Raw genomic sequence first — 21538 nt, 5'->3', positions numbered from 1 at the left:
CATCTCGGGTTTGGTGCCGCGCACCATTGCTCCGTAAAATTCCGCCTTCGAAAGCGAGCGCGGTTCGAACGCGGCGCACAACCCGAGGAACGGCAACGGCGATGACGGTGACAGAGGACGGCCAGGCGGCTCTCGCCGTGGACACGGCAGGGGACGACCGGGCGACTTCCGCCGTCGACACGGCAGAGGTCTCCTACGGGCCCGGCATCGACCCCGAGCGGCTGGCCGTCTGCCTCGGCGTGCTCGACGAACTCGAGAAGATCGAGGTCGACCACCCCGACGCCATCGCGGTGCGCCGCGCCACCGCGGGCATCTACCGCATGGTCAAGCAGCGCCGCCGTCAGGAGCGCCGGGCCGCGAAGACCGCCCACGACAAGGCGGTCACGGAGGCCACCGCGACCGGCTCCGCGCAGCGCATCGACGACGAGACGGAGGGCATCCTGCCCTCCTCCGTGACCGAGGCGGGCGAGATCGCGGGGATACTCCAGCGCCCGCGCTCCTGCTACACCTGCAAGACGAGGTACGTCGAGGTCGACTACTTCTACCACCAGCTCTGCCAGAACTGCGCCGCCGAGAACCGGGCCCGCCGCGAAGCCCGCGCCGACCTCACCGGCAAGCGCGCACTGCTCACCGGAGGCCGCGCCAAGATCGGTATGTACATCGCGCTGCGGCTGCTGCGCGACGGCGCGCACACCACCATCACCACACGGTTCCCCAAGGACGCCATCCGCCGCTTCAAGGCCATGGACGACTCGGCGGACTGGATCCACCGTCTCGAGGTCGTCGGCATCGACCTGCGCGACCCGGCTCAGGCCGTGGCCCTCGCCGACCAGATCGCCGAGGCGGGACCGCTCGACATCCTCATCAACAACGCGACGCAGACCGTACGCCGTCTGCCCTCCGCCTACGCAGCCCTGGTCGAGGGCGAGAGCGCCCCGCTGCCTGTCGGGGAGCTGCCCGCCCACCATGTCATCGGCGCCTTCAACTCCGGCGCGGTCGACGGCCTGGCCGCGCTGCCCGTCGGCATCAGCGGTCTCGATGCCCAGCAGGTCGCCGACCTTGCCCTGGTCGCGGGCAACGCCAGCGTCGCCCGGCACCTCGACGGCACCGCCATCGACGCGGGCGGCCTGGTCCCGGACGTCGTCGACACCAACACCTGGGTGCAGACCATCGAGCAGATCTCCCCGGTGGAGCTCCTCGAGACCCAGCTGTGCAACTACACGGCGCCGTTCATCCTGATCGGCAAATTGCGGCCGGCCATGGCCGAGGCCGCCAGGAAGGCGACGAGTGGACGCGCGTACGTCGTGAACGTCTCCGCGATGGAGGGCGTCTTCGGCCGCGGCTACAAGGGCGCGGGCCACCCGAACACCAACGCCGCCAAGGCCGCCATGAACATGGTCACCCGGACCAGCGGCCAGGAGATGTTCCAGACCGACGGCATCCTCATGACCTCGGTCGACACCGGCTGGATCACCGACGAGCGCCCCCACTACGACAAGCTGCGCCTGGCCGAGGAGGGCTTCCACGCACCGCTCGACCTGGTCGACGGGGCCGCACGGGTTTACGATCCGATTGTGCGCGGAGAGCAGGGCGAGGATCTCTACGGCGTCTTCCTCAAGGACTACGCGCCCGGCAAGTGGTGATCCGCCGGCCGTGACGTGTACCCCGGCCCCCGTGGGGTGACCGGACCCTGGTGAGTACCGCGCGGGGAGTTCCGATGGGCAGTCCACACGACATAGATCCGCGGGCCTTCGAAGATCCGCGCAACCACTACCCGACCGACGAAGAGTTCTACGCGAGCGGCCGCCCGGCCCATCCCACGTTGCCCGAGGACCGGCCCCGCGGAGGCGGGGGCACGGCTCCGGTCAAGCACCGGGGGACATGGGCCACGGTCGCCCTCGTCGTCGGCATCGTCCTGCTGGTCCTGGTAGGGATCGCTCTGTTCCCGTGAGGGACATCGGGCCGCCGTCATGAGTGAGGTGGTGCGTATGACCGTAGACGGTCGCGGACGGCGTACCCGCCCGAGTACGCCGTCCTGACCTGTGTGTCGCGGTCGTGGCTGCCCTCGGCGGTGGCTCGCCCTGGTGGTGTGCCTGCCGCCGGACACTCATGGTGACCCTTCGACCCCCCCGAGGTAGCGGTTTTTGGCCCCGCGGAGCCGGTGCGTCGTGCGGGGCCCGTCGTGCGGGGCCGGCGGTGTCCGCACGTGGTTCTCCGGGGCGGGCGGGCCCCCAAGCGGCGTCCAGCGGAGCCGGAGGGGTCTCTAGACGTCCGGAGCCCGCGTCCGTAGACGCTCGTGCACGGCGTGGCCGCGAGGGGCGGTGTGCGCGGCTCTGACCCGGGTACCGCCGTCGACCAGCAGATCGGCGCCGGTGATCCACTCGGCCGCGTCCGAGGCCAGCCAGGTGACCGCCCGGGCGATGTCCTCGGGCCGGCCTATGCGGCCCAGGGGCAGTCCGGCACCCAGTTCGTCCTCGGCGTGCTCCCACACGAAGCGGGCCATCTCGGTGCGGACGAGACCGGGGGAGACGGAGTTCACCCGCACCTTCGGGGCCAGCTCACCGGCGAGCTGCTGGGTCAGGTGCAGCAGGGCGGCCTTGCTGGTGCCGTATGCGCCCACCTGCGGCCCGACGTGCCCGGCGCCCTCCGTGCAGACGTTCACCACCGCGCCACCGTGCTCGCTCATCCACGCCCGCCACGCGCACTGCACCAGCCGCAGCGGTGCCTCGACGTTGACCGTGAACGCCTCGCGCCAGCGGTCCGGGTCGGTGTCCATCAGCGGGCCGTACGGCTGGTTGGTCGCCGCGTTGTTCACCACGACGTCGATGCGCCCGAACTCCCGCAGCGCCAGCTCGGTCAGCTCCCACAGATGTGCGGGGTCGGCCACCGAACCGGCGAGCCCGACGCCGCCGAGCCGCTCGGCGGCCCGGGCCACCCCGTCGGGATCCCGGGCGGTCACGCATACACGCGCTCCGGCCTCGCTGAGCGCGGCGGCGACGGCGAGGCCGATCCCGCGCGAGGCCCCGGTGACGATGGCGGTCCTGCCTTCGAGCCCGTACGGCGACGTCATCCGCGTACGATCTCATGACGGACCGTCAGCCGACAGCCCTCGGCCGTGCCGGCCGACAGCCCTCGGCTGTGAAAGCGGGGTCCCCGCTGTGCAAGCCGACGTCCCCGGCGCCGTGGAAGCCGTCGGTCAGGCCCCCAGTCGCGAGTGCTGCGCCGCCACCAGCTCCAGCACCGTGCGCCAGTCCTCCATGACCCCGGCGTCCAGTCCGACGACCTTGCCCGCGTCGTCGGCCTGCCGCAGGGTCACCGCGTCCTCCCCGAGTGGATCGTGCTCGAACGCGGCCGCCTCCCGCGGTGTCATGGCGCCGCCCTGCACGGTCAGGGTCAGCGCACTCTGCGGAGAGAGCCCGCGGCCCGGCGACGTGGTCGCCAGATAGCGCTTCGCCGCCACGTGCAGCCGTACGAGGCGGGAGACCCGTTCGCCGAGCAGTGGACGTACCGCGTCGGCCGCGTGGTCGGCGTGTCCCGCGTCGTCGCCCGGCCTGAGCAGATGTCCTATGTCGTGCACCAGGCCCGCCACCTGGAGTTCCTTGTCGCTGGGATGGCCGCGGCGCAGTAGCGCGGCGGTCTGCAGTGCGTGGTCGTGCAGATCGACCGGGTCGCCCGACCGGTCCGGGGTGTCCCAGGCGCCCCGGCAGGCGTGCAGCAGATCCATCAGCTCCTCGACGCTGCGCAGCTCCATGCGTCAGTCCTCCCGCGAGAAAAGCCGTTGCCGGGCGTCAGCAGATCATGGCCGCCTTGCGAATCGGCCAACGGGACCTGAACTGCACACCCGTGTTCAGTGCCGGTGGTCCTGGTCCGCCGGTTCCGGTGCCCCGCCCATCATCCGCAGCATGGCCGGCCCTCCCGTACGCAGGAATCGCCACACCAGAACGGCGGCCACCAGCAGGAAGACGATGTTCAGCCAGGTCGTGTAGTTCCAGGAGACGCCCTCCATGGGGATCATCGCGTCGGCTTGATCGGGGATGAGCCCGAGGCCGCCGAAGACGAACTCCACGAGGTATCCGGCGAGCACGATGGCGGTGTAGAAGGTGACCAGCAGAAAGGCGGTCATGCGCGGCCCGTAGTACTTTCGGTAGATGTTCAGGATCGGCAGGATCAGCAGGTCCGCGAAGATGAACGCGACCACGCCGCCGAAGCTGATGCCGCCCTTCCAGAGGACCACGGCCAGCGGCACGTTTCCGATGGAGCAGACGAACGAGGCGATCGCCACCAGCGGTCCGACGAGCGGGCCGATCAGCTTCGCGGCGAGCGGATGCCCGTCCAGGAAGAGCGAGCTCCAGAATGCGTCGGGCACCCAGGCCGCGATCGCGCCCGCGATCAGCAGACCGATCACCAGGTCCCGCAGGATCGCCGCCCACTCCATGACGAAGACGTGCGAGACCGAGGTGAAGCCGTCGTCGGAGAGCAGCCGCCGCAGGAAGGACCCTTTCCGCCGGACTGACATGTCCATGGCTGCATGTCCTTCCATGGACCCGGCGATCCCGCGCTCCGCCTGCTCCCGGGCCTGCCGCAGCAGCCGCTCGCGCAGAAAGAGCCGGAACAGCGCGGCCAGCAGCACGATCATGACCGGTCCGCCGACGAACTCCGCGAGCGTGAACTGCCATCCCATCAACAGGGCGAGGATCACCCCGAGTTCGACCACCAGGTTGGTCGAGGCGATCTCGAAGGCCATGGCCGCCGTGAAGTCCGCACCCTTACGGAACAGCGAGCGCGCGAGCGCGACGGCCGCGTACGAGCAGGACGAGGACGCGGCTCCGAGCCCGGCGGCCAGCGCAAGCGTCCGGGGGCGGTCATCGCCGAGCAGCCGTACCACCGTGGTCCGCCGTACCACCGCCCGGACCACGGCGGACAGACCGAAGCCGAGGATCAGCGCCCAGGTGATCTCCCAGGTCATCGATCCCGTGAGGGACAGTGCGTGCAGGATCGCGTTCATCGGTTCGACTCTCTCCGGGGCGGTGGGATCAGGGATGACCCGGGGGCGGTTCAGTGACCCTGCCCACAGTCGGTATTGAGCCGAATGGGTGGCACCGAAGTGGGCATCGTGTTTCAAATCGCCGCAGATCGGGTCCTGATGGGCGCTGAGCGACTCGAGACAGTAACCTCTTGTTTTCAGCCCCATCGAGCGGGCACCCGCTCATTTGGTTACCCTGTACCAGACGGACAGCTTTTCCGGGTTCCACCCACGCCCACGGTCCGTCCCGGGACAAGCCGGTCATCACGGCCTGCTCTGGTACGAGTTACCGGCGCCACCGCGTCCTCTCACTGCCTTCGACTCAGACCCGAGCGGGCGTCAGGCGACCGGAGCGGACCGGCCCTGTACGTCCCGAGGGTGACCCGACACATAAGGAGTGCGCGGTGACACCGGAGAAGACGAATCGCGATCAGCGCCCCAAGGAACGCACGGAGCGTGCGGGCCGTGGGCCCGAGAAGGAACTCGGCAGCCTGGATGTGTGGGCCAGGTCAGCCCCGATCCGTCTCGCGGGCTACGAGGACGACCTCGCCGAGCCCCACATCCTGCCCAGCGTCGACTGACCGAGCAGGACCCATCGCGATCGACCCCCGGTAGGACCCATCGCGATCGCTGACAGCATGGGCGTGCCAGACTCACGCCCATGCTGATCAGAGAAGCCGCGGCCGACGACTGGCCGCGGATCTGGCCTTTCTGGCACCGGATCGTCGCCGCCCGCGAGACCTACGCCTGGGACCCGGACACCTCCGAGGAAGCCGCCCGCGCCCTGTGGATGGGCCCGGGCAAGCAGGTGTACGTCGCCGAGGACGACACCGGAGCGATCGTCGGCTCCGCCTACGTCACCCCGAACTTCGGTGGTCCCGCCGCCCGGATCGCCAACGCCGGATTCATGGTCGACCCGGACCGGTCCGGACAGGGCATCGGCCGTGCGCTCGCCGAACACATCCTCGCCGTGGCGAGGGCCGACGGCTATCGCGGCATGGTGTTCAACGCCGTCGTGGAGACCAACCCGGCCGTCACGCTGTGGACTTCGCTCGGCTTCACGATCCTGGGCACCGTGCCGGAAGCGTACGAGCACCCACGGCACGGGCTGGTGGGGTTGCACATCATGTACCGGGCGCTCTGACCGGGACGAGCGAGGCCCCCGACCGGCTCTCTTCTGCAGCGGAGGCGTTCGCTAGTCGAGCGGCGCCGTACGTGGCCACGGGCGTAGTTCCTCCAGGTGTCCCGCCACTTCCAGGAGAGTCGATTCGGACCCCGGACGGCCGACGAGCTGTACGGCGCACGGGGCGCCGCTCGGCAGCGTCCCGAACGGCACCGACATCGCGGGCCAACCGGTCAGGTTCCACGGTGGCGTCAGCGGTGAGTAGTTCGTGTTGGCCACCAGATTGCGCAGCCAGCCCCGCTCGTGCCAGGCCGCGGCGGCGGGCCCGCGTCGGGCGAGCGCCGGGGTGAGCAGCACGTCGTGCTCCGCGAAGAACGGCTCCAGGCGCCCGCGCAGCTGCTCGCGGCGGCCGCTCTTGCGGACACCGGCCAGGAAACGGCGACCGACGGCGGCGTGCACGCGGGTACGGCGGGTGAGCCGGCGCGGGTCGAGATCCTCGGCGTCCACCGCGGTGCCCGCCGTCCAGTGCGCGAGCGACGTCGTGCTCAGCCAGAGCGGGTACGGCGGCTCGGCGGGCCGCACCCGATGGCCCGCCCCGGCCAGCAGCTGAGCCGCTGCCCGGGCGACGGTCGTATACGGACGGCTGACGCTCACGCCGGCCAGCGGGCTGCGCACGGAGAGGGCGACCTTCCGGGTGACGGTCTCCGAGGGGCGTACCACCTCGGTGTCCGCGAGGACCGAGAACATCAGCCGCGCGTCCTCGACCGTGGTGGCCAGCGGACCGTTCTCCGACATCCCGAACCAGTCTCCGTGACCGATCCCGGCGGGCACCACGCCGTGGCCCGGCTTCAGGGCGACCAGACCGCAGTTGGCGGCCGGGATGCGCAGTGAGCCCATCCCGTCGTTGCCGAGCGCGATCGGCACCATGCCGGCGGCGACCGCTGCCGCGCTGCCGCCCGACGAACCGCCAGCCGTGCGAGTCAGGTCCCACGGGTTGCGGGCGGTTCCGTGCGCACCGTCCGTGGTGCCGAAGACACAGAGCTCGGGCACGTTGGTCAGGCCCACGACCACGGCGCCTGCCGCACGCAGTCGGGCCACCGTCGCGTGGTCGTGGTCGGCGGGCGTGTCCTGGGTGGCGGCGGAGCCGTTGCGGTTCGACTCGCCCCGCACCGGGAGGTTGTCCTTGACCGCCACGGGCACGCCCGCGAGGGGGAGTTCGCCGAGATCCTTCGTGGCCAGCTCGTCGGCCTCGGCGAGGGCCGCCTGTGCCCGCAGGGTGCGGAAGGCGCCTACGCGGCCGTCGAGCCGCTCGATCCGCGCGAGGTGTTCGGCCACCACTTCGCGGGGCGTGGCCCGCTTCTCGCGTACGGCTGCGGCGATCTCGGCGGCGGTCCGGCCGACCCAGGTGGTCACGGGCGCTCCTTGTCGTGCTCGGTGGTCCTCGTGGTCGTACTCGTGAGTAGTACGGGAAGCACTCTGCCCGGGGGCGGGGTGCCGCGTCGAGAGCCGTCTGCCTTGGACATTCGGTGCGGTCCTCTTGGACTTTCGTGCGGGGGCTGCCCGGTATCTCCCCAGAGCGGGAGATCATCCGATCACTTGCTCAACTTCCATGACTGCAGGCCCCATTGACACGGTTTCGCGGCAGATCAATCATCAGACATCCGATGAATGGGAGCCGCTCATGAGTTTGCATCCAAGACGTCAGGTACTGGGAGCCGCGGCCGGAGCCGCCGTCGCGGCCACTCTTCCCCTCGCCGCCCCTGCCGAAGCGCGGGCCGGTGCGGCAGCCGGGGCGCCGACCGGAGCCGCGGCCGGAGTGCGGGCCGCCGCCGGAGAGCAACAGGGCCCGTGGGTGCCCGTCCCCGACCCGATAGCCGTGCCGCTCGACGCGTACCTCGACAACGACGGCATCGACTCCGCGGCGGCGCGCGGCGGGAACTTCGACGGCTCGGGCTACACGTTCCCGGGCGAGGAACTGCCCGCCGGACGAGTGGAGGTCGACGGGATCTCCTTCCTCTTCCCGTCATCCGCCGCGGGCGCCAAGAACAACGTGGTGGCCCTTGGGCAGCGCATCGATCTGCCCAAGGGACGTTACCTTTCGGCCCTGTTCCTCACGGCGGGCAGCTACGGCAACGCCACCGGCAAGGCCACCGTCCACTACGCCGACGGCTCGACGACCAGTGCCGGGCTGGGCGGCGCGGACTGGTACTCGGCGGGCGGCTCGCTCTCGGCCCCGTACCGCTACAAGCCGGACGGCACCAAGGACGAGCACGGCGTCGGCATCGGCACGGCCGAAGTCTGGATCGATCCGCAGCGTGACGCGGTCGCCCTGACCCTGCCGGTCACCAACCCGGCCGAGGAGAACAAGGCGTCCTTGCACGTCTTCGCCCTGTCCCTCCAGCCGGCCGCCCAGGGACGGGCGCTGGCCCTGCGGGACGCGCACTCGACCTTCTCCCTGCTGGAGTCGAGCGGCGCCCAGAGCGTCGAAGCCACCGTCGTCAACGCGGGCACGGTCGTCGTCCTCGCCGATGACCTTGTGTCGGTCGGCGTCGACGTGCCGGGCGCCCGCACCGTCGAGACCGCGCCGGTGACCCGCCTCGACCCGGGCGAGCAGGCCCGCGTCCGTATCGGCATCCGCAGCCGCGTCGGCACGGCACCCGGCACCGCACAGGAGGGCAAGGTGGTCGTCAATGGACGCGGCGGGCAAGTCACCTCCAGCAGCCGCAAGCTGACCCTGGGGATCCCCGACTACCGGCCGACCGAGGAGTCCCTCTCCGGCCACCAGGCCCCCTACTGGTTCCACCGCGCCAAGTTCGGCATCTTCATCCACTGGGGCGTCTACTCCGTGCCCGCCTGGTCGCCGGTCGGCAAACAGTACGCCGAGTGGTACTGGAACCACATGCAGAGCCCGGACAACGCGGTCTACGCGTACCACCGGGAGAAGTACGGCGAGAACTTCGCCTACGACGACTTCATCCCGATGTTCACGGCGGAGAAGTTCGACCCGCGGGCGTGGGTGGAGCTGTTCCGGGACGCGGGAGCCCAGTACCACGTCCTGACCTCGAAACACCACGAGGGTTTCGCCCTCTGGGACACCAAGGTCGCCGATCGCAACGCCGTGAAGATGGGCCCGAAGCGGGACCTGATCCGTGAACTCTTCGACGCGTCGAAGCGGTTCACGCCCGAGCTGCACCGCGGGCTGTACTTCTCCATGCCCGAGTGGTTCAACCCCGACAACCCGTGGATGGGCCACGCGCCGCGTAATCCGTACACCCTGGAGCAGCTTCCGTATACCGGATACACCGCGGGCAAGGACTATGTGAAGGACTACCAGGCCCCGCAGATGCTGGAACTGATCCACGGCTACGACCCGTCCGTCCTGTGGTGCGACATCGGCGGGGCGAACGACAGCGTGCATGTGCTCGCCGAGTACTTCAACCACGGCAAGAGCCGGCCGAAGCCGTACGAGGTGACCGTCAACAACCGCTCCGGCATCGGCTTCCACGACTTCACCACCCCCGAGTACACGACATACGAGAACACCGTCGTCGCGAAGTGGGAGTCCAGCCGGGGCCTCGACCCGTTCAGCTACGGCTACAACCAGGCGACGCCCGACGCCGAGTACATGACCGCCGAGGAGGTCGTGCGCAGCCTGGTCGACATCGTGTCGAAGAACGGCAACTTCCTGCTGGACATCGGTCCGCGCGCGGACGGCACCATCGCGGAGATCATGCAGACCCGGCTGCGGGAGACAGGCCGGTGGCTGAAGACCAACGGCGAGGCGATCTACGACACCACGTACTGGTCGCGCATGGCCCAGCTCGGCGAGGACCTGCGGTTCACGGTCCGGCAGAACAAGGCCTTCTACATCCACTCGCTGACTATGCCCGGCAGCAAGCTGACCGTCGAGGCGCCTGTGCCGGTCCGCAGCGGCGACAAGGTCACGATGCTGGGCCACGACCGGCCGCTGACCTGGACGGTGAGCAACAGCTCGTTGGTGATCGACGTCCCGGAGGCGGCCCGCAAGTCCGGCCAGTACGTGTGGGTGTTCAAGGTGGAGTGGAATGCCTGAAACGCGTGGCGGACGGTCTCGGCTCATCGGTGTCGCGGCGGCGCTGCTGCTGTTCGCCGCGCCCCTGCCGGCGGCGGCCCGGACAGAGACACCCGCGCCCAGCACGGTCCCGGCGCTGTCCAACTGGGAGGCCGCACAGGGGAGTTATGCCCTGGGCCGGGATGCCCGCATAGTCGCGCCGGACAAGGCCGCACGGGAGGTCGCCGACACCCTCGCCGACGACTTGCGTGCGGCCGGGCACGGCTCGGTTCCCGTCGTGCGCGGGGGTGCCCGCCCCGGCGACGTGGTGATCGACGTCGATCCGTCGGCGGCGAAGCTCGGCACCGAGGGATACGAACTGAGCGCGGGCCAACGCCTGTCGGTGACCGGCGCCACCGGAACCGGCGCCTTCTACGGCACCCGCACGCTTCTCCAACTCCTCGCCCAGAACGACCGCGTGCCCGCCGGACACACGGTCGACGTGCCCCGGTACAAGGAGCGCGGTGTCGGCGTCTGCGCCTGTTACATCCACATCTCGACGGCCTGGCTGGAGAACCTCGTACGCGACATGGCGTACCACAAGCTCAACCAGCTGCTGCTCGAACTCAAGGTGAAGAGCGACATCCACCCCGAGGCCAACACCTGGGGCTACTACACCAAGGACGAGATACGGCGGCTCGTCGCCCTGGGCGAGAAGTACCACGTCGAGATCATCCCCGAGATCAACTCACCAGGCCATATGGACCCTTGGATCGAGAACCGGCCGGATCTGCAGCTGACCGACTCCGACGGGAACAGGCAGCCCGCCCGCCTCGACATCACCAAGCCGGAGGCCTTCGCCTACTACACAAGCCTCATCGACGAGTACGCGCAGGTGTTCAGGGCCGACTCCTGGCACATGGGTGCCGATGAGTACATGCTCGGCTCGGACTTCGCCAAGTATCCCCAGATCCTCCAGTACGCACAGGCGAAGTACGGGGCGAATGCCACGCCTCAGGACGCGTTCATCGACTTCGTCAACCGCGTGCACGCCTACGCGCGCAGCAAGGGAAAGAAGCTGCGCATCTGGAACGACGGTCTGACCGGCGCCAACACCGTGCCGGTCGCGGCCGGCACCACCGTCGAGCACTGGTTGAACGTGACCACGAAACCCAGCCGACTCATCGCCCAAGGTCACCCGTTGATGAACGCGGCCTACTCCCTCTACCTCGTACGCGGCGGCTTCCACACGAACACCGAGGCGCTGTACGACCAGAGTTGGGACCCGCGCAGCTTCGAGGGCGAGAAACTCCTCTCGCGCGACGGGATCACCGGGGCGAAGATCAGTCTCTGGCCCGACAACGGGCGCGGTGAGACCGAGAACGAGGTCGAGAGTGGCCTGACCCCGGCGCTGGGGCACATCGCCCAGGCGACCTGGGGGTCGCCGCACCCCGACCCCACCTATGCCGAGTTCGCCGCCCGGGGCACGGCCGTGGGGCACGCTCCCGGATGGCGCGGCCTGGCCCGGGTGCCGGTGGCCGACGGGAAGTACACCTTCAGCAGCGGGAAGGTGAGCGGGGCCTTCCGGGTGCGGCGGACTCCGGACGGCTACGTGACCTTGCAGTCCGTCGCGAACGGCCGTTGCCTGGAGACCCGTAGCGGCAAGCTCACGCTCAGCGTTCCGCTGGAGCCCGGAAGTTCGGTGACCGAGGAGGTCTGCGCCGCCTCGGACACCCTGCAGCGCTGGGAGGTGCAGCGCGCGGACGGTGGCTACCGACTCGTCAACGCGATCACGCGGATGGCGGTGCACGCGAACGACGACGGTCGCCTCGTCCAGTATCCGCCGGACCAACAGCAGCCCGCCCTGTGGAGGTTGACCACATTCTGACCGGAGGAGATCCACCCGCATGGCCCTCTCCAGACGCCTGTTCGTCACGGCGGCCGCCACCACCGCCGCGTCCGTCAGTACGTCCACCGCGCTCGCCGCGTCCGGCGGCCGCCCGCCGGCACCGGCCGCATCTCACTTCCCGGAAGAGCACGGCTACCGCATCCCCGTCAGTCCCGACGACAGCCAGGAGGAACTGGTCCGCAAGGCCTCACGCGTCCGCCCCACCGCCCGACAGATCGCCTGGCAGCGCCTGGAGCGCACCGCCTTCCTGCACTTCGGCGTGAACACCTTCACCGGTCTGGAGTGGGGGACCGGTGACGAGGACCCCGACGTCTTCCAGCCCGTCGGCCTCGACACCGACCAGTGGGCGCGCGCCCTGCGCGACGGCGGCTTCAAGCTCGCGATCCTCACCGTCAAGCACCACGACGGCTTCGTGCTCTACCCGTCGCGCTATACCAACCACTCGGTGGCGGCCGGCAGTTGGCGTGCCGGACGGGGCGACGTCCTGCGCTCGTTCGCCGACTCGATGCGCCGGTACGGCATCAAGGTCGGCGTCTACATCTCACCAGCCGACGAGAACCAGTACCTGCACGGAGTGTACGCCAACGGAAGCGCCCGCTCCGAGCGCACCATCCCCACGCCCGTCGCCGGGGAGAACCGCGCGGATCAGCCGTCCTTCGCGCTGCAGGCCACCGACTACGGCGCCCACATGCTCAACCAGCTCCATGAGGTGCTCACCGAGTACGGGCCCATCGACGAGGTGTGGTTCGACGGGGCCCAGGGACGCATTCCCCCCGACAAGGTGGAGAAGTACGACTGGGACAGCTGGTGCGCCCTGGTGCGGGCCCTCGCGCCGGATGCCTCGATCGCGGTGTCGGGGCCCGATGTGCGCTGGGTCGGCAACGAGGGCGGCCTGGCCCGCGAGGACGAGTGGAGTGTCATACCCGTCAAGGAGAAGGACTACGGGCGGACGGACTACGCGCTGGCCTATGACGCCCCCGACGAGGGGAGCCGCGAGGCGCTGCTCGCTGCCCGCCCGGTGGCCGACCATCTGCAGTGGTGGCCGGCCGAGTGCGATGTGTCCATCCGGGACGGCTGGTTCTACCACCCCGACCAACAGCCCAAGAGCGTCAAGCAGTTGACCGACATCTACTTCCGGTCGGTCGGGCGCAACTCGGTGCTGCTGCTCAACATTCCTCCGGACACCCAGGGGCTGCTGCACGCCGCCGATGTGGCCCGGCTGCGGGAGTTCCGCGAACGGGTCGACCGGGAGCTTCCGGAGGATCTCGCCCGCGGTCGCCTGGTCAGGGACTCCTCGACCGTCTACACCGTCGACCTCGGTGCCGAACAGGAGGTGGACCGGATACGGCTCGCGGAGGACATCCGGCACGGACAGCAGGTCGAGGGCTTCGTCGTCGAGGCCTACAGCCGCGGCACCTGGACCCGAGTGGCCGGGGCCGGGACGGTCGGGGCGAGCAGGATCCTGCTGCTGCCGGCGCCCGCGCGGGCGAGGCGATGGCGGCTTCGGGTGACGCAGACCCGAAGCGCGGCGCGGATCGCGGAGTTCGGGCTCTACCGCTCACGGGTCTGACGCCCGGGAGGAAGACCGGGACGGGCGGCGCCGGGCGCCGTCATGGGGGTGGACGTCGGACACGACGTCCACCCCTGCCGGATGACGTCCACGCCCGCCGTATTACGCCCCGCAGCGCCCGGTGCTGTCCCGCTCGATCAACCGCGGCACCGGCACCTGCACCGTCCGCGCCGGGCCGCCGTCCAGCAGCACGATCAGCTCCCGTGCCGCCGTGCGGCCGAACTCCACGGTGTCGCGGGACAGCGCGGACAGCCAGGGCTTGACCATGCGGCACAGGACGGAGTCCTCCCAGGCCACGACGGACACATCACCCGGCACGGAGAAGCCCAGTTCCGTCGCGGCGGCGACCCCGGCGACGGCCATCACGTCGTTGTCGTAGACCAGCGCGGTGGGTGGTGTGCCGCTCTCCAGGACACGGCGCGTGACGGCCGCGCCCTCCGCGTCCGAGTAGTCGGTCGGCACCGAGCGCACCTCGGTCAGACCCCGCCGCTCGGCCTCCGCGCGCAGGGTGCGGATCCGGCGCTCGGTGTGGGCGAGACCCGGCAGGCCCGCGATGTGCACGATCCGGCGGTGGCCGAGCGAGTGCAGCTCGTCCACGACCGCGGCCATCGCGCCCGCGTCGTCCGCCCAGACGATGGACAGCCCGGGATGCCGGGCGTCCGGCGCACCGCCGGTGACCACGGCGGGCAGGCCCAGCTCGTCGAGGAGATCCGGACGAGGATCGTCGACGCGCGGATCCACGACCAGCACGCCGTCCACGCGGTGCTCGGCCCACCAGCGCCGGTAGACCGCGCACTCCGCGTCCACGTCCTCGACCACCTGGAAGAGCAGCCCGAGGTGACGCTCCGCCAGCACTTCCTGGATGCCGGAGATCAGCTGGAGGAAGAACGAGTCCACGCCCAGCGTGTCGGCGGGGCGCGCGACGACCAGACCGACCGTGGCCGCACCCTCGCCGGACAGCTGGCGGGCCGCCGTACTGGGCCGCCAGCCCAGCTGCTCGGCGACCCGGCGGACCCGGTCGCGGGTGACCTCGGAGACTCCGGGCCGGTCGTTGAGCGCGAAGGAGACCGCGCTCTCGGAGACCCCGGCGCGCCGCGCGATGTCCTTCATCGTCGGCCGGCGCGCGGGAGACCGCTTGGCTGGCACGTTGGCTCCCCATTTCTCCGAGCTGAGTACTAATGCGCTTGAGTGATAGAACCCTAAAGCGCATTAGTCCTGATCTGCAAGTGTCCTTGGATACGGCGTTGACCTGCACTAATGCTAGACGGATTCAATTAGCTGGAACGAATCCATTGACTTTCCGCGAGCACGGCGGGCATGGTCGCTGGCGCCACCACTCGCCGACGCCGCAAGGGAGCCGTGTCACCGTGCCCATACCCCGCAGAGCACTAGTCGCCGCCGCCGTCGCCCTCGTCCTGCCGCTGAGCGCCTGCGGCTCCGGTGACGACGGCGGCGGTTCGACGGACGCCTCTGGCAAGGTCGAGGGTGACATCACCTTCCAGACCTGGAACCTGAGGGCCAACTTCAAGCCGTACTTCGAGGGCGTGATCGCCGACTTCGAGAAGAAGTACCCCGGCACCCATGTGAAGTGGATCGACCAGCCCGCCGAGGGCTACGCCGACAAGATCAGCGCGGACGCGGCGGGCGGCACCCTGCCGGATGTCGTCAACGTCTCCCCGGACCTGGTCGCACCGCTGGCCAAGGCAGGCCTGGCGCTCGACCTCGACAAGGCGGCCGCGCAGTACAAGAAGGAGTACCTTGACGGCGCCTGGGCAAGCCACCAGATCCCGGGCATGACGGGAACGTACGCCTTCCCCTGGTACCTCAACACCGGCCCGCTCTTCTACAACAAGTCCCTCTTCAAGCAGGCCGGACTCGACGCCTCCAAGCCGCCGACGACGTACGACGAACTCTTCGCCGACGCCCTGCAGTTGGCGAAGAAGAGCAACGGCAAGGTCGCCACGCTCGCCAATGTGCCCACCATCGAGGACTTCGGCCGCTACGGCGTCGAGCTGATGAACAAGGAGGGCACCGGCTTCGCCTTCAACGATGCCAAGGGGGTCGAACTCCTCACCAAGTACAAGGAGCTGTACGACGCCAAGGCGCTCGACCCGCAGGCGCTGACCGCGACCCCGGAGTCGTCCGGCAAGAAGTTCCTCACCGAGGCCGTCGCCATGAACCCGGGCAGCGCCCTGGACCTCGGCAACTTCAAGAAGCAGGCGCCGAACCTGTACAAGAACATCGGCATCACGGACCAGATCACCAGCACCGGCAAGGTGAACATGTATGTGATGGGCGTGATGGTCAACTCGCGCACCAAGCACACCCCGGCCGCGGTCGCCTTCGCGCACTACGTCACCGACGCGCAGAACCAGATGTCGTTCGCCAAGAAGGTGGCGATCTTCCCGAGCACCGCCGGATCACTCGACGACCCGTACTTCACCAAGGAGGACGGGACGGACGAGACGCGGGTGCGGATCGCGGCCGCGAAGTCTCTGAAGAACGCCGTCAATTACACCCCGGTCCTGTTCAGCGAGCAGATGAAGACCGCGCTGCGCAACGAGGTGGCCAAGGCGCTGCAAGGCAAGGAAAGCCCCAAGGCGGCTCTTGACAACGCTGTCAAGGCCTGCGACCGGCTCCTCCAGCAGCAGGGCTGATCCGACATGGCGAGTTCCTCCACCGCTGCCGGGGTGAAGCGTCCGTCGAGGGTGCGGCGTCCGTCGGGGGTGCGGCATCCGCAGGGGATGGGGCGCCCGTCACGGACGCCGCGTCCCCTGCGGGTGCGGCGCCACCTGCCCGCCAGCCCCTGGCTGTTCGCCGCTCCCGGGCTGGTGATCACCGGCATCTTCATCCTGTACCCGTTCGTCTCCACGCTGGTCAACGCCTTCACCGACCGCCGGACCCTGATCCCGGGCACATTCGTGGGCCTCGACAACTTCCGAGAGCTGCTGCACGACGACATGTTCTGGATCGGGCTGCGCAACAGCACGCTGTACGTCCTCGGGGTCGTCCCCGCGCTCGTCCTGCTGCCGCTGCTGCTCGCCCTGCTGGTCCAGAAGAACATCCCCGGCATCACCTTCTTCCGGTCGGCCTTCTACACCCCGGTCGTCGCGTCGATCGTCGTGGTCGGGCTCATCTGGGTGTGGCTGCTGGACGAACGCGGCCTGGTGAACTCGCTGTTGGAGACGATCGGCGTCGGCAGGGTCGGCTTCCTCAGCGACCAGTGGCTGCTTCTGCTGAGCGCCATGGCCGTCACGGTGTGGCGGGGCCTCGGCTACTACATGATCATTTATCTGGCGGCGCTGGCGAACGTGCCGCGCGAGCTGCACGAGGCCGCCATGGTGGACGGCGCCGGCGCGGTGCGTCGCTTCTTCACGGTCACCGTGCCCGCCGTGCGCTCCACGATGGTCCTGGTAGGGGCGCTCTCCTCGGTCTCCGCCTTCAAGGTGTTCTCCGAGGTCTACCTGATGGCGGGCCCGGACGGCGGCCCGGCAGGAGAGGACACCACCCTCGTGATGCTCGTCCAGCGCACCGGCACCGGCCTGACCGGCCGCGTCGGCTACGCATCCGCCATCTCGGTGGTCGTCTTCGTCGTCACCGTCGTCCTGATGCTGCTGGTGCTGCGCGCCGACCGGAAGGAGGAGGCGTGAGCGTCGCCGAGAAGACACGACCGGTGGAGCGTCCGACGGCCGCGCGGGAGCCCCGCATCGCCGACGAGCACGGCCGCCGCATCCGCGCCTGGGAACTCGCCCTGCGCTACCTGCTGTTGCTCGCCGTCCTCGCACTGACGGTCGGACCGTTCCTGTGGCAGCTGTCGACGTCCCTCAAGGGGTCGCACGAGGACATCTTCAGCTCGCCGCCCACGTTCCTGCCGGACGAGCCGACTCTGCACAACTACAAGCGAGTTGCCGACACCATTCCGGTCTGGGACTACGCCCTCAACTCGTTGAAGGTCGCCACGGCCAACGTCGTGACGAACTGCGTCGGTTCGGCGCTCGCGGGCTACGCACTGGCCCGGCTGCGCTACCGTGGCCGGCGCGTCGCGACACTCGTCTTCATCCTGGCGATGCTCGTGCCCGCAGAGAGCATCATCATCGCCCAGTTCACAACCATGCGGGAACTCGGTCTGAACAACACACTGATCGGTGTCGTGCTGCCCGCCTGCATCAGCGCCATGAACGTGCTGCTGATGCGCAACGCCTTCCTCAACCTCCCGTACGAGATCGAGGAGGCCGCCTTCGTCGACGGGGCGAATGCCTGGCAGCGTTTCCTGCGGATCGCGCTGCCATCGGTGCGGGGCACCCTCGCCGTGGTCGCGATCTTCGCCTTCATGGGTGCCTGGGACGATTTCCTGTGGCCGCTGATCGTCCTCAGTGACCCGTCGAAGTTCACTCTCACCATCGGACTCAACTATCTGCACGGGACCTTCGCCAATGACGAACGGCTCGTCGCCGCGGGCACGATCATCGCCGTGGCGCCGCTGATAGCCCTCTTCGCCTGTCTCCAGCGGTACTTCTTCCGCGGCGTGGGCGAGGGTGCCGTCAAGGGCTGACCCCTCCCCGTACTTCCGATTCGCAAGGACCCCGCATGCCCACTGCCGTGCGCTTCGGCGTCAACTACACCCCCAGCGAAGGGTGGTTCCACCACTGGCTCGACTTCGACCTCGACGCCGTGCGCGCCGATCTCGACTCGATCGCCGCGCTCGGCCTCGACCACATCCGGGTCTTCCCGCTGTGGCCCTACTTCCAGCCCAACCGCACCCTGATCCGCCCACGAGCCGTCGAGCAACTCGTCGCACTCGCCGACGCGGCCGCCGAACGCGGGCTCGACGTCAACGTGGACGGACTGCAAGGGCACTTGTCGAGCTTCGACTTCCTGCCCGCGTGGACGCAGACCTGGCACCGGCGGAACATCTTCACCGATCCGCAGGTGGTCGAGGCGGAGGCCGCGTACCTGCGCACCCTCGCCGCGGCGCTCGCCGACCGGCCGAACTTCATCGGTATGACCCTCGGGAACGAGGTCAACCAATTCGCCGCCGGGCCGCACCCCGACCCGGACCGCATCACACCGGAGCAGGCGGAGGCGTGGCTTCGGCGTCTGCTCGCCGCCTGCGAAGAGGGCGCCCCCGGCAAGCTGCATCTGCACGCCTCGTACGACGCCGCCTGGTACCAGGACGACCAGCCGTTCACGCCCGAGCACTCGGCCCGGCTCGGCGCCGTCACCGCCGTGCACTCGTGGGTGTTCAACGGGACGGCGCAGCGGCACGGCCGTACGGGCGTCGCCACCGAACACCACGCCGCGTACCTCATCGAGCTGTCCAAGGCCTGGGCGGACGACCCGCACCGCCCGGTCTGGCTCCAGGAGGTCGGCGCCCCGGCCCCCCTGATCCCGGCCGAGCACGCGGCCGCCTTCACGGAGGCGACCGTGGCGAACGCCCTCGACTGCCCCGACATGTGGGGCGTGACCTGGTGGTGCTCGCACGACGTCAGCCGTGACCTCGCGGACTTCCCCGAACTGGAGTACAGCCTCGGCCTGTTGACCAGCGACCGGCAGACCAAGCCCGCCGGGGAGGCGATCGCCCGGATCGTCAAGGAGGGCCGGCCCCACGCGCCCGCCACGCGCACCACCGCGCTGGTCGTCGACACCGGGCCGGGCCGTTCCGTCTGTGCTCCCGGCGGCACGGTCTTCGAGGCCTTCGCCCGGCTGACCGCCGAGGGGGCCCGTCCCACCACGGTTCTCGCGAGCCGCGCCGACGACAAGGAGCACCGCGAGGCCCGGGGCATCACCGAGGTCGTCACCCCTGAACAGGTCACCCAATGACCGCAGGCACCACCGAAAGCACCGTAGTCCGTCCCCCAACGATACGGAGCACACAGTGAACCTCAGCAGACGCAGCGTCCTGCTCGCCGGAGCCGGCGTCGCCGCGGGACTCGTCCCCGGCCTGTCGGGTACGGCGGCCGCGGCCACCCGTGACCTGCAGCCTTACGCCTCCTACTGGTACCCCGAATCACTGCCCTCTGGCACACCCGGCACCGGCATCACCTGGCGCAGCCTGAAGGCCTGGCGTGCCGAGAGCGACGCGGACCTCGCGTTCAACGCGGCGTCGGTGCCGCTCGCCGCGCGCTTCACGCCGACCCCCGCGAACACCACGGCCCGCTCCGGGCAGGCCCGCATCCAGTCCCTGGTCTCCTTCGGCCCCACGTCGAGCAACCCCTCGCAAGGGGCGCCCACCGCCGACTACTACGCCCTCACCCACTGGGCCTACGTGGACGAACTGGTCTTCTGGGGCGGCTCGTCCGGCGAGGGCCTGATCCTCGCGCCGAACGCGCCGATCGTGGACGCGGCCCACCGGCACGGCGTACCCGTCCTCGGCAATGTCTTCCTGCCACCCGTCGCCTACGGCGGCCGGCTCCAGTGGACCCGCGACCTGGTCCAGAAGGACTCCACCGGCCACTACCCGCTCGCCGCGCAACTCGTCGCCGTCGCCGCGGCGTACGGCTTCGACGGCTGGTTCATCAACGCCGAGACCGACGGCGGGAACACCGCGCTCGCCACCGACATGCTCGGCTTCCTGCGCACATTGAAGACGCTCGGGGCGGCGAAGGGGCAGCGCGTCACCTGGTACGACTCGATGACCGTGAACGGATCGGTGAGCTGGCAGGGGGCGCTGAACAACCGGAACAAGACCTTCTTCCAGGCCGCCGACTCCATGTTCATCGACTTCCGCTGGTCCCCGAGCAGCCTGGCCTCCTCCGGGACGACGGCCCAGCAACTCGGTCGCAGCCGCTACGAGTTGTGGGCGGGCGTCGACGTGGAGGCCAACGGCACGAACACCTCGGTCAATTGGGACGCCATCGTGCCGACCACCAAGGCTCACGTCACGTCCATCGGCTTCTACCGGCCCGAGTGGACCCGCAACCACCTCCCCGCGAACCGCACGCCCGGCGACTTCCACGCCGCCGACGACAAGTTCTGGACCGGCGCCTCGCTCGACCCCGCCAAGCCGGACACGACAACCGGTTGGCGCGCCCCCGCCGTGTCCGTCGCCGACCGCTCGACGGTCACCGCCGTGCCCTTCGCCAGCTCCTTCAACACGGGCCACGGACTGAAGTGGTACGACAAGGGCAAGGCCACCTCGGACACCGCATGGAACCACCTGGGCCTCCAGGACCGGCTGCCGTCCCGCCGCTGGGTCGTACGCACCACCGGCGGGCGCCCCTTGGTCACCTTCGACTTCGCCGACGCCTGGCGCGGCGGCAGCAGTCTCCTGGTCGACGGCGCTCTCGACGCGCCGACCACGCTGGACCTGTACGCGACGCGGCTGCCGCTCGGCGCGGAGACGGTGGTCGAGCTGACCCACCGTACCGATGCGGGCAGCGTGTCCCTGGAGCTGGCCGTCGCCACTGCCGAGCCGGGCGCCGCGGGTGGCGCGCCGCCGTACAGGTACTTCCCGGTGACCGCGACCTCCGGCAACGGCTGGCAGACCTCCACCGTCCGGCTCACGGGTCTGTCGGGGAGCGTGCGCGCGATCGGCGTCCGGCTGACCGCCACCACCGGGCCCGTGCGCTGGCGCCTCGGTGGGCTCGCCGTCCGGGACGCGGTGGTGAACCCCGCCGCCCCCACCGACCTGCGCATCACCGACGCCGACGGAGGCAACCTGCGTTTCGCGTGGCAGGGCGCCCCCGGCCCCGTACGCCACTACGAGCTGTACCGGACGCTCCCCGACGGCACACGCCGCTTCCTCGGCGGCACCTGCCAGCACGCGTTCTACGTCGGTGCTCTCGCCCCCGAACAGGGCGAGTCGGCCGCGCGGTTCGAACTGCGCGCGGTGGGGGAGCTGTTCACCGTCTCGACGCCCGCCACGACCACCCACACCTGGTAGC

At 69.8% G+C, this 21538-nt stretch carries 17 protein-coding genes; 12 read left to right on the top strand and 5 right to left on the bottom strand.

What is annotated here, in order from left to right; genetic code table 11:
- The first annotated feature begins 101 nt into the window (after positions 1–101).
- Positions 102–1643, top strand: coding sequence for an SDR family NAD(P)-dependent oxidoreductase (locus ACIBK0_RS14520; protein WP_399079385.1), 1542 nt, complete (start codon positions 102–104; stop codon positions 1641–1643).
- Positions 1644–1717: 74 nt separating this feature from the next.
- Positions 1718–1951, top strand: coding sequence for a hypothetical protein (locus ACIBK0_RS14515; RefSeq protein WP_399079383.1), 234 nt, complete (start codon positions 1718–1720; stop codon positions 1949–1951).
- 312 nt (positions 1952–2263) lie between these two features.
- Here ACIBK0_RS14515 and ACIBK0_RS14510 read toward each other — a convergent pair whose 3' ends face one another.
- From ACIBK0_RS14510 to ACIBK0_RS14500, 3 genes are all read right to left on the bottom strand, one after another.
- Positions 2264–3070, bottom strand: a complete 807-nt coding sequence (locus tag ACIBK0_RS14510; RefSeq protein ID WP_399079381.1) for an SDR family oxidoreductase — start codon at positions 3068–3070, stop codon at positions 2264–2266.
- A gap of 126 nt (positions 3071–3196) precedes the next feature.
- On the bottom strand, positions 3197–3751 hold the full coding sequence (locus tag ACIBK0_RS14505) for an inositol oxygenase family protein (RefSeq protein ID WP_399079378.1): 555 nt from the start codon (positions 3749–3751) through the stop codon (positions 3197–3199).
- 96 nt (positions 3752–3847) lie between these two features.
- Positions 3848–5005, bottom strand: coding sequence for a permease (locus tag ACIBK0_RS14500; protein WP_399079376.1), 1158 nt, complete (start codon positions 5003–5005; stop codon positions 3848–3850).
- Between the two features lie 422 nt (positions 5006–5427).
- Between ACIBK0_RS14500 and ACIBK0_RS14495 the strand changes: the two genes are divergently transcribed.
- Both ACIBK0_RS14495 and ACIBK0_RS14490 read left to right on the top strand, forming a co-directional pair.
- Positions 5428–5604, top strand: coding sequence for a hypothetical protein (locus ACIBK0_RS14495; RefSeq protein ID WP_189185670.1), 177 nt, complete (start codon positions 5428–5430; stop codon positions 5602–5604).
- Between the two features lie 80 nt (positions 5605–5684).
- Positions 5685–6167 (top strand): GNAT family N-acetyltransferase, encoded by a 483-nt coding sequence (locus ACIBK0_RS14490; protein WP_399079373.1) that lies wholly within the window; start codon positions 5685–5687, stop codon positions 6165–6167.
- A gap of 51 nt (positions 6168–6218) precedes the next feature.
- Here ACIBK0_RS14490 and ACIBK0_RS14485 read toward each other — a convergent pair whose 3' ends face one another.
- Complete coding sequence (locus ACIBK0_RS14485; protein ID WP_399079371.1) at positions 6219–7559, bottom strand: amidase; 1341 nt, start codon at positions 7557–7559, stop codon at positions 6219–6221.
- Between the two features lie 268 nt (positions 7560–7827).
- Between ACIBK0_RS14485 and ACIBK0_RS14480 the strand changes: the two genes are divergently transcribed.
- From ACIBK0_RS14480 to ACIBK0_RS14470, 3 genes are read left to right on the top strand one after another with little or no spacing between them, the layout of a single operon-like run.
- Complete coding sequence (locus ACIBK0_RS14480) at positions 7828–10218, top strand: alpha-L-fucosidase (RefSeq protein WP_399079369.1); 2391 nt, start codon at positions 7828–7830, stop codon at positions 10216–10218.
- Positions 10211–12064: a family 20 glycosylhydrolase gene (locus ACIBK0_RS14475; protein WP_399079367.1), complete on the top strand. Its 1854-nt coding sequence runs from the start codon at positions 10211–10213 to the stop codon at positions 12062–12064. The genes ACIBK0_RS14480 and ACIBK0_RS14475 overlap by 8 nt, the downstream gene beginning before the upstream one ends.
- 19 nt (positions 12065–12083) lie before the next feature.
- The gene (locus ACIBK0_RS14470) at positions 12084–13655 is read left to right on the top strand and encodes an alpha-L-fucosidase (protein WP_399079365.1); all 1572 of its coding nucleotides are present in this window, start codon (positions 12084–12086) and stop codon (positions 13653–13655) included.
- A 102-nt stretch (positions 13656–13757) separates the two neighbouring features.
- On the opposite strand, the gene ACIBK0_RS14465 is transcribed toward ACIBK0_RS14470, so the two are convergent.
- Positions 13758–14801, bottom strand: a complete 1044-nt coding sequence (locus ACIBK0_RS14465) for a LacI family DNA-binding transcriptional regulator (protein WP_399079362.1) — start codon at positions 14799–14801, stop codon at positions 13758–13760.
- A 221-nt stretch (positions 14802–15022) separates the two neighbouring features.
- Between ACIBK0_RS14465 and ACIBK0_RS14460 the strand changes: the two genes are divergently transcribed.
- From ACIBK0_RS14460 to ACIBK0_RS14440, 5 genes are all read left to right on the top strand, one after another.
- Positions 15023–16312, top strand: a complete 1290-nt coding sequence (locus ACIBK0_RS14460) for an ABC transporter substrate-binding protein (RefSeq protein WP_399079360.1) — start codon at positions 15023–15025, stop codon at positions 16310–16312.
- An 87-nt stretch (positions 16313–16399) separates the two neighbouring features.
- A complete protein-coding gene (locus ACIBK0_RS14455; RefSeq protein ID WP_399079358.1) occupies positions 16400–17305 on the top strand; it encodes a carbohydrate ABC transporter permease in 906 nt (301 codons plus the stop codon).
- A complete protein-coding gene (locus tag ACIBK0_RS14450; protein WP_399079356.1) occupies positions 17302–18207 on the top strand; it encodes a carbohydrate ABC transporter permease in 906 nt (301 codons plus the stop codon). Before ACIBK0_RS14455 ends, ACIBK0_RS14450 begins: the two co-directional genes overlap by 4 nt.
- Positions 18208–18242: 35 nt before the next feature.
- Positions 18243–19475, top strand: a complete 1233-nt coding sequence (locus tag ACIBK0_RS14445) for a glycosyl hydrolase (RefSeq protein WP_399079354.1) — start codon at positions 18243–18245, stop codon at positions 19473–19475.
- Between the two features lie 55 nt (positions 19476–19530).
- Positions 19531–21537: an endo-beta-N-acetylglucosaminidase gene (locus ACIBK0_RS14440; RefSeq protein WP_399079352.1), complete on the top strand. Its 2007-nt coding sequence runs from the start codon at positions 19531–19533 to the stop codon at positions 21535–21537.
- Position 21538 lies beyond the last annotated feature (1 nt).

The sequence above is a fragment of the Streptomyces sp. NPDC050564 genome (genome assembly GCF_044457265.1).
Classification (GTDB): Bacteria; Actinomycetota; Actinomycetes; order Streptomycetales; family Streptomycetaceae; genus Streptomyces.
The sequence above is the reverse complement of the archived record's forward strand: the minus strand, read 5'-3'. Positions and strand labels throughout refer to the sequence as shown.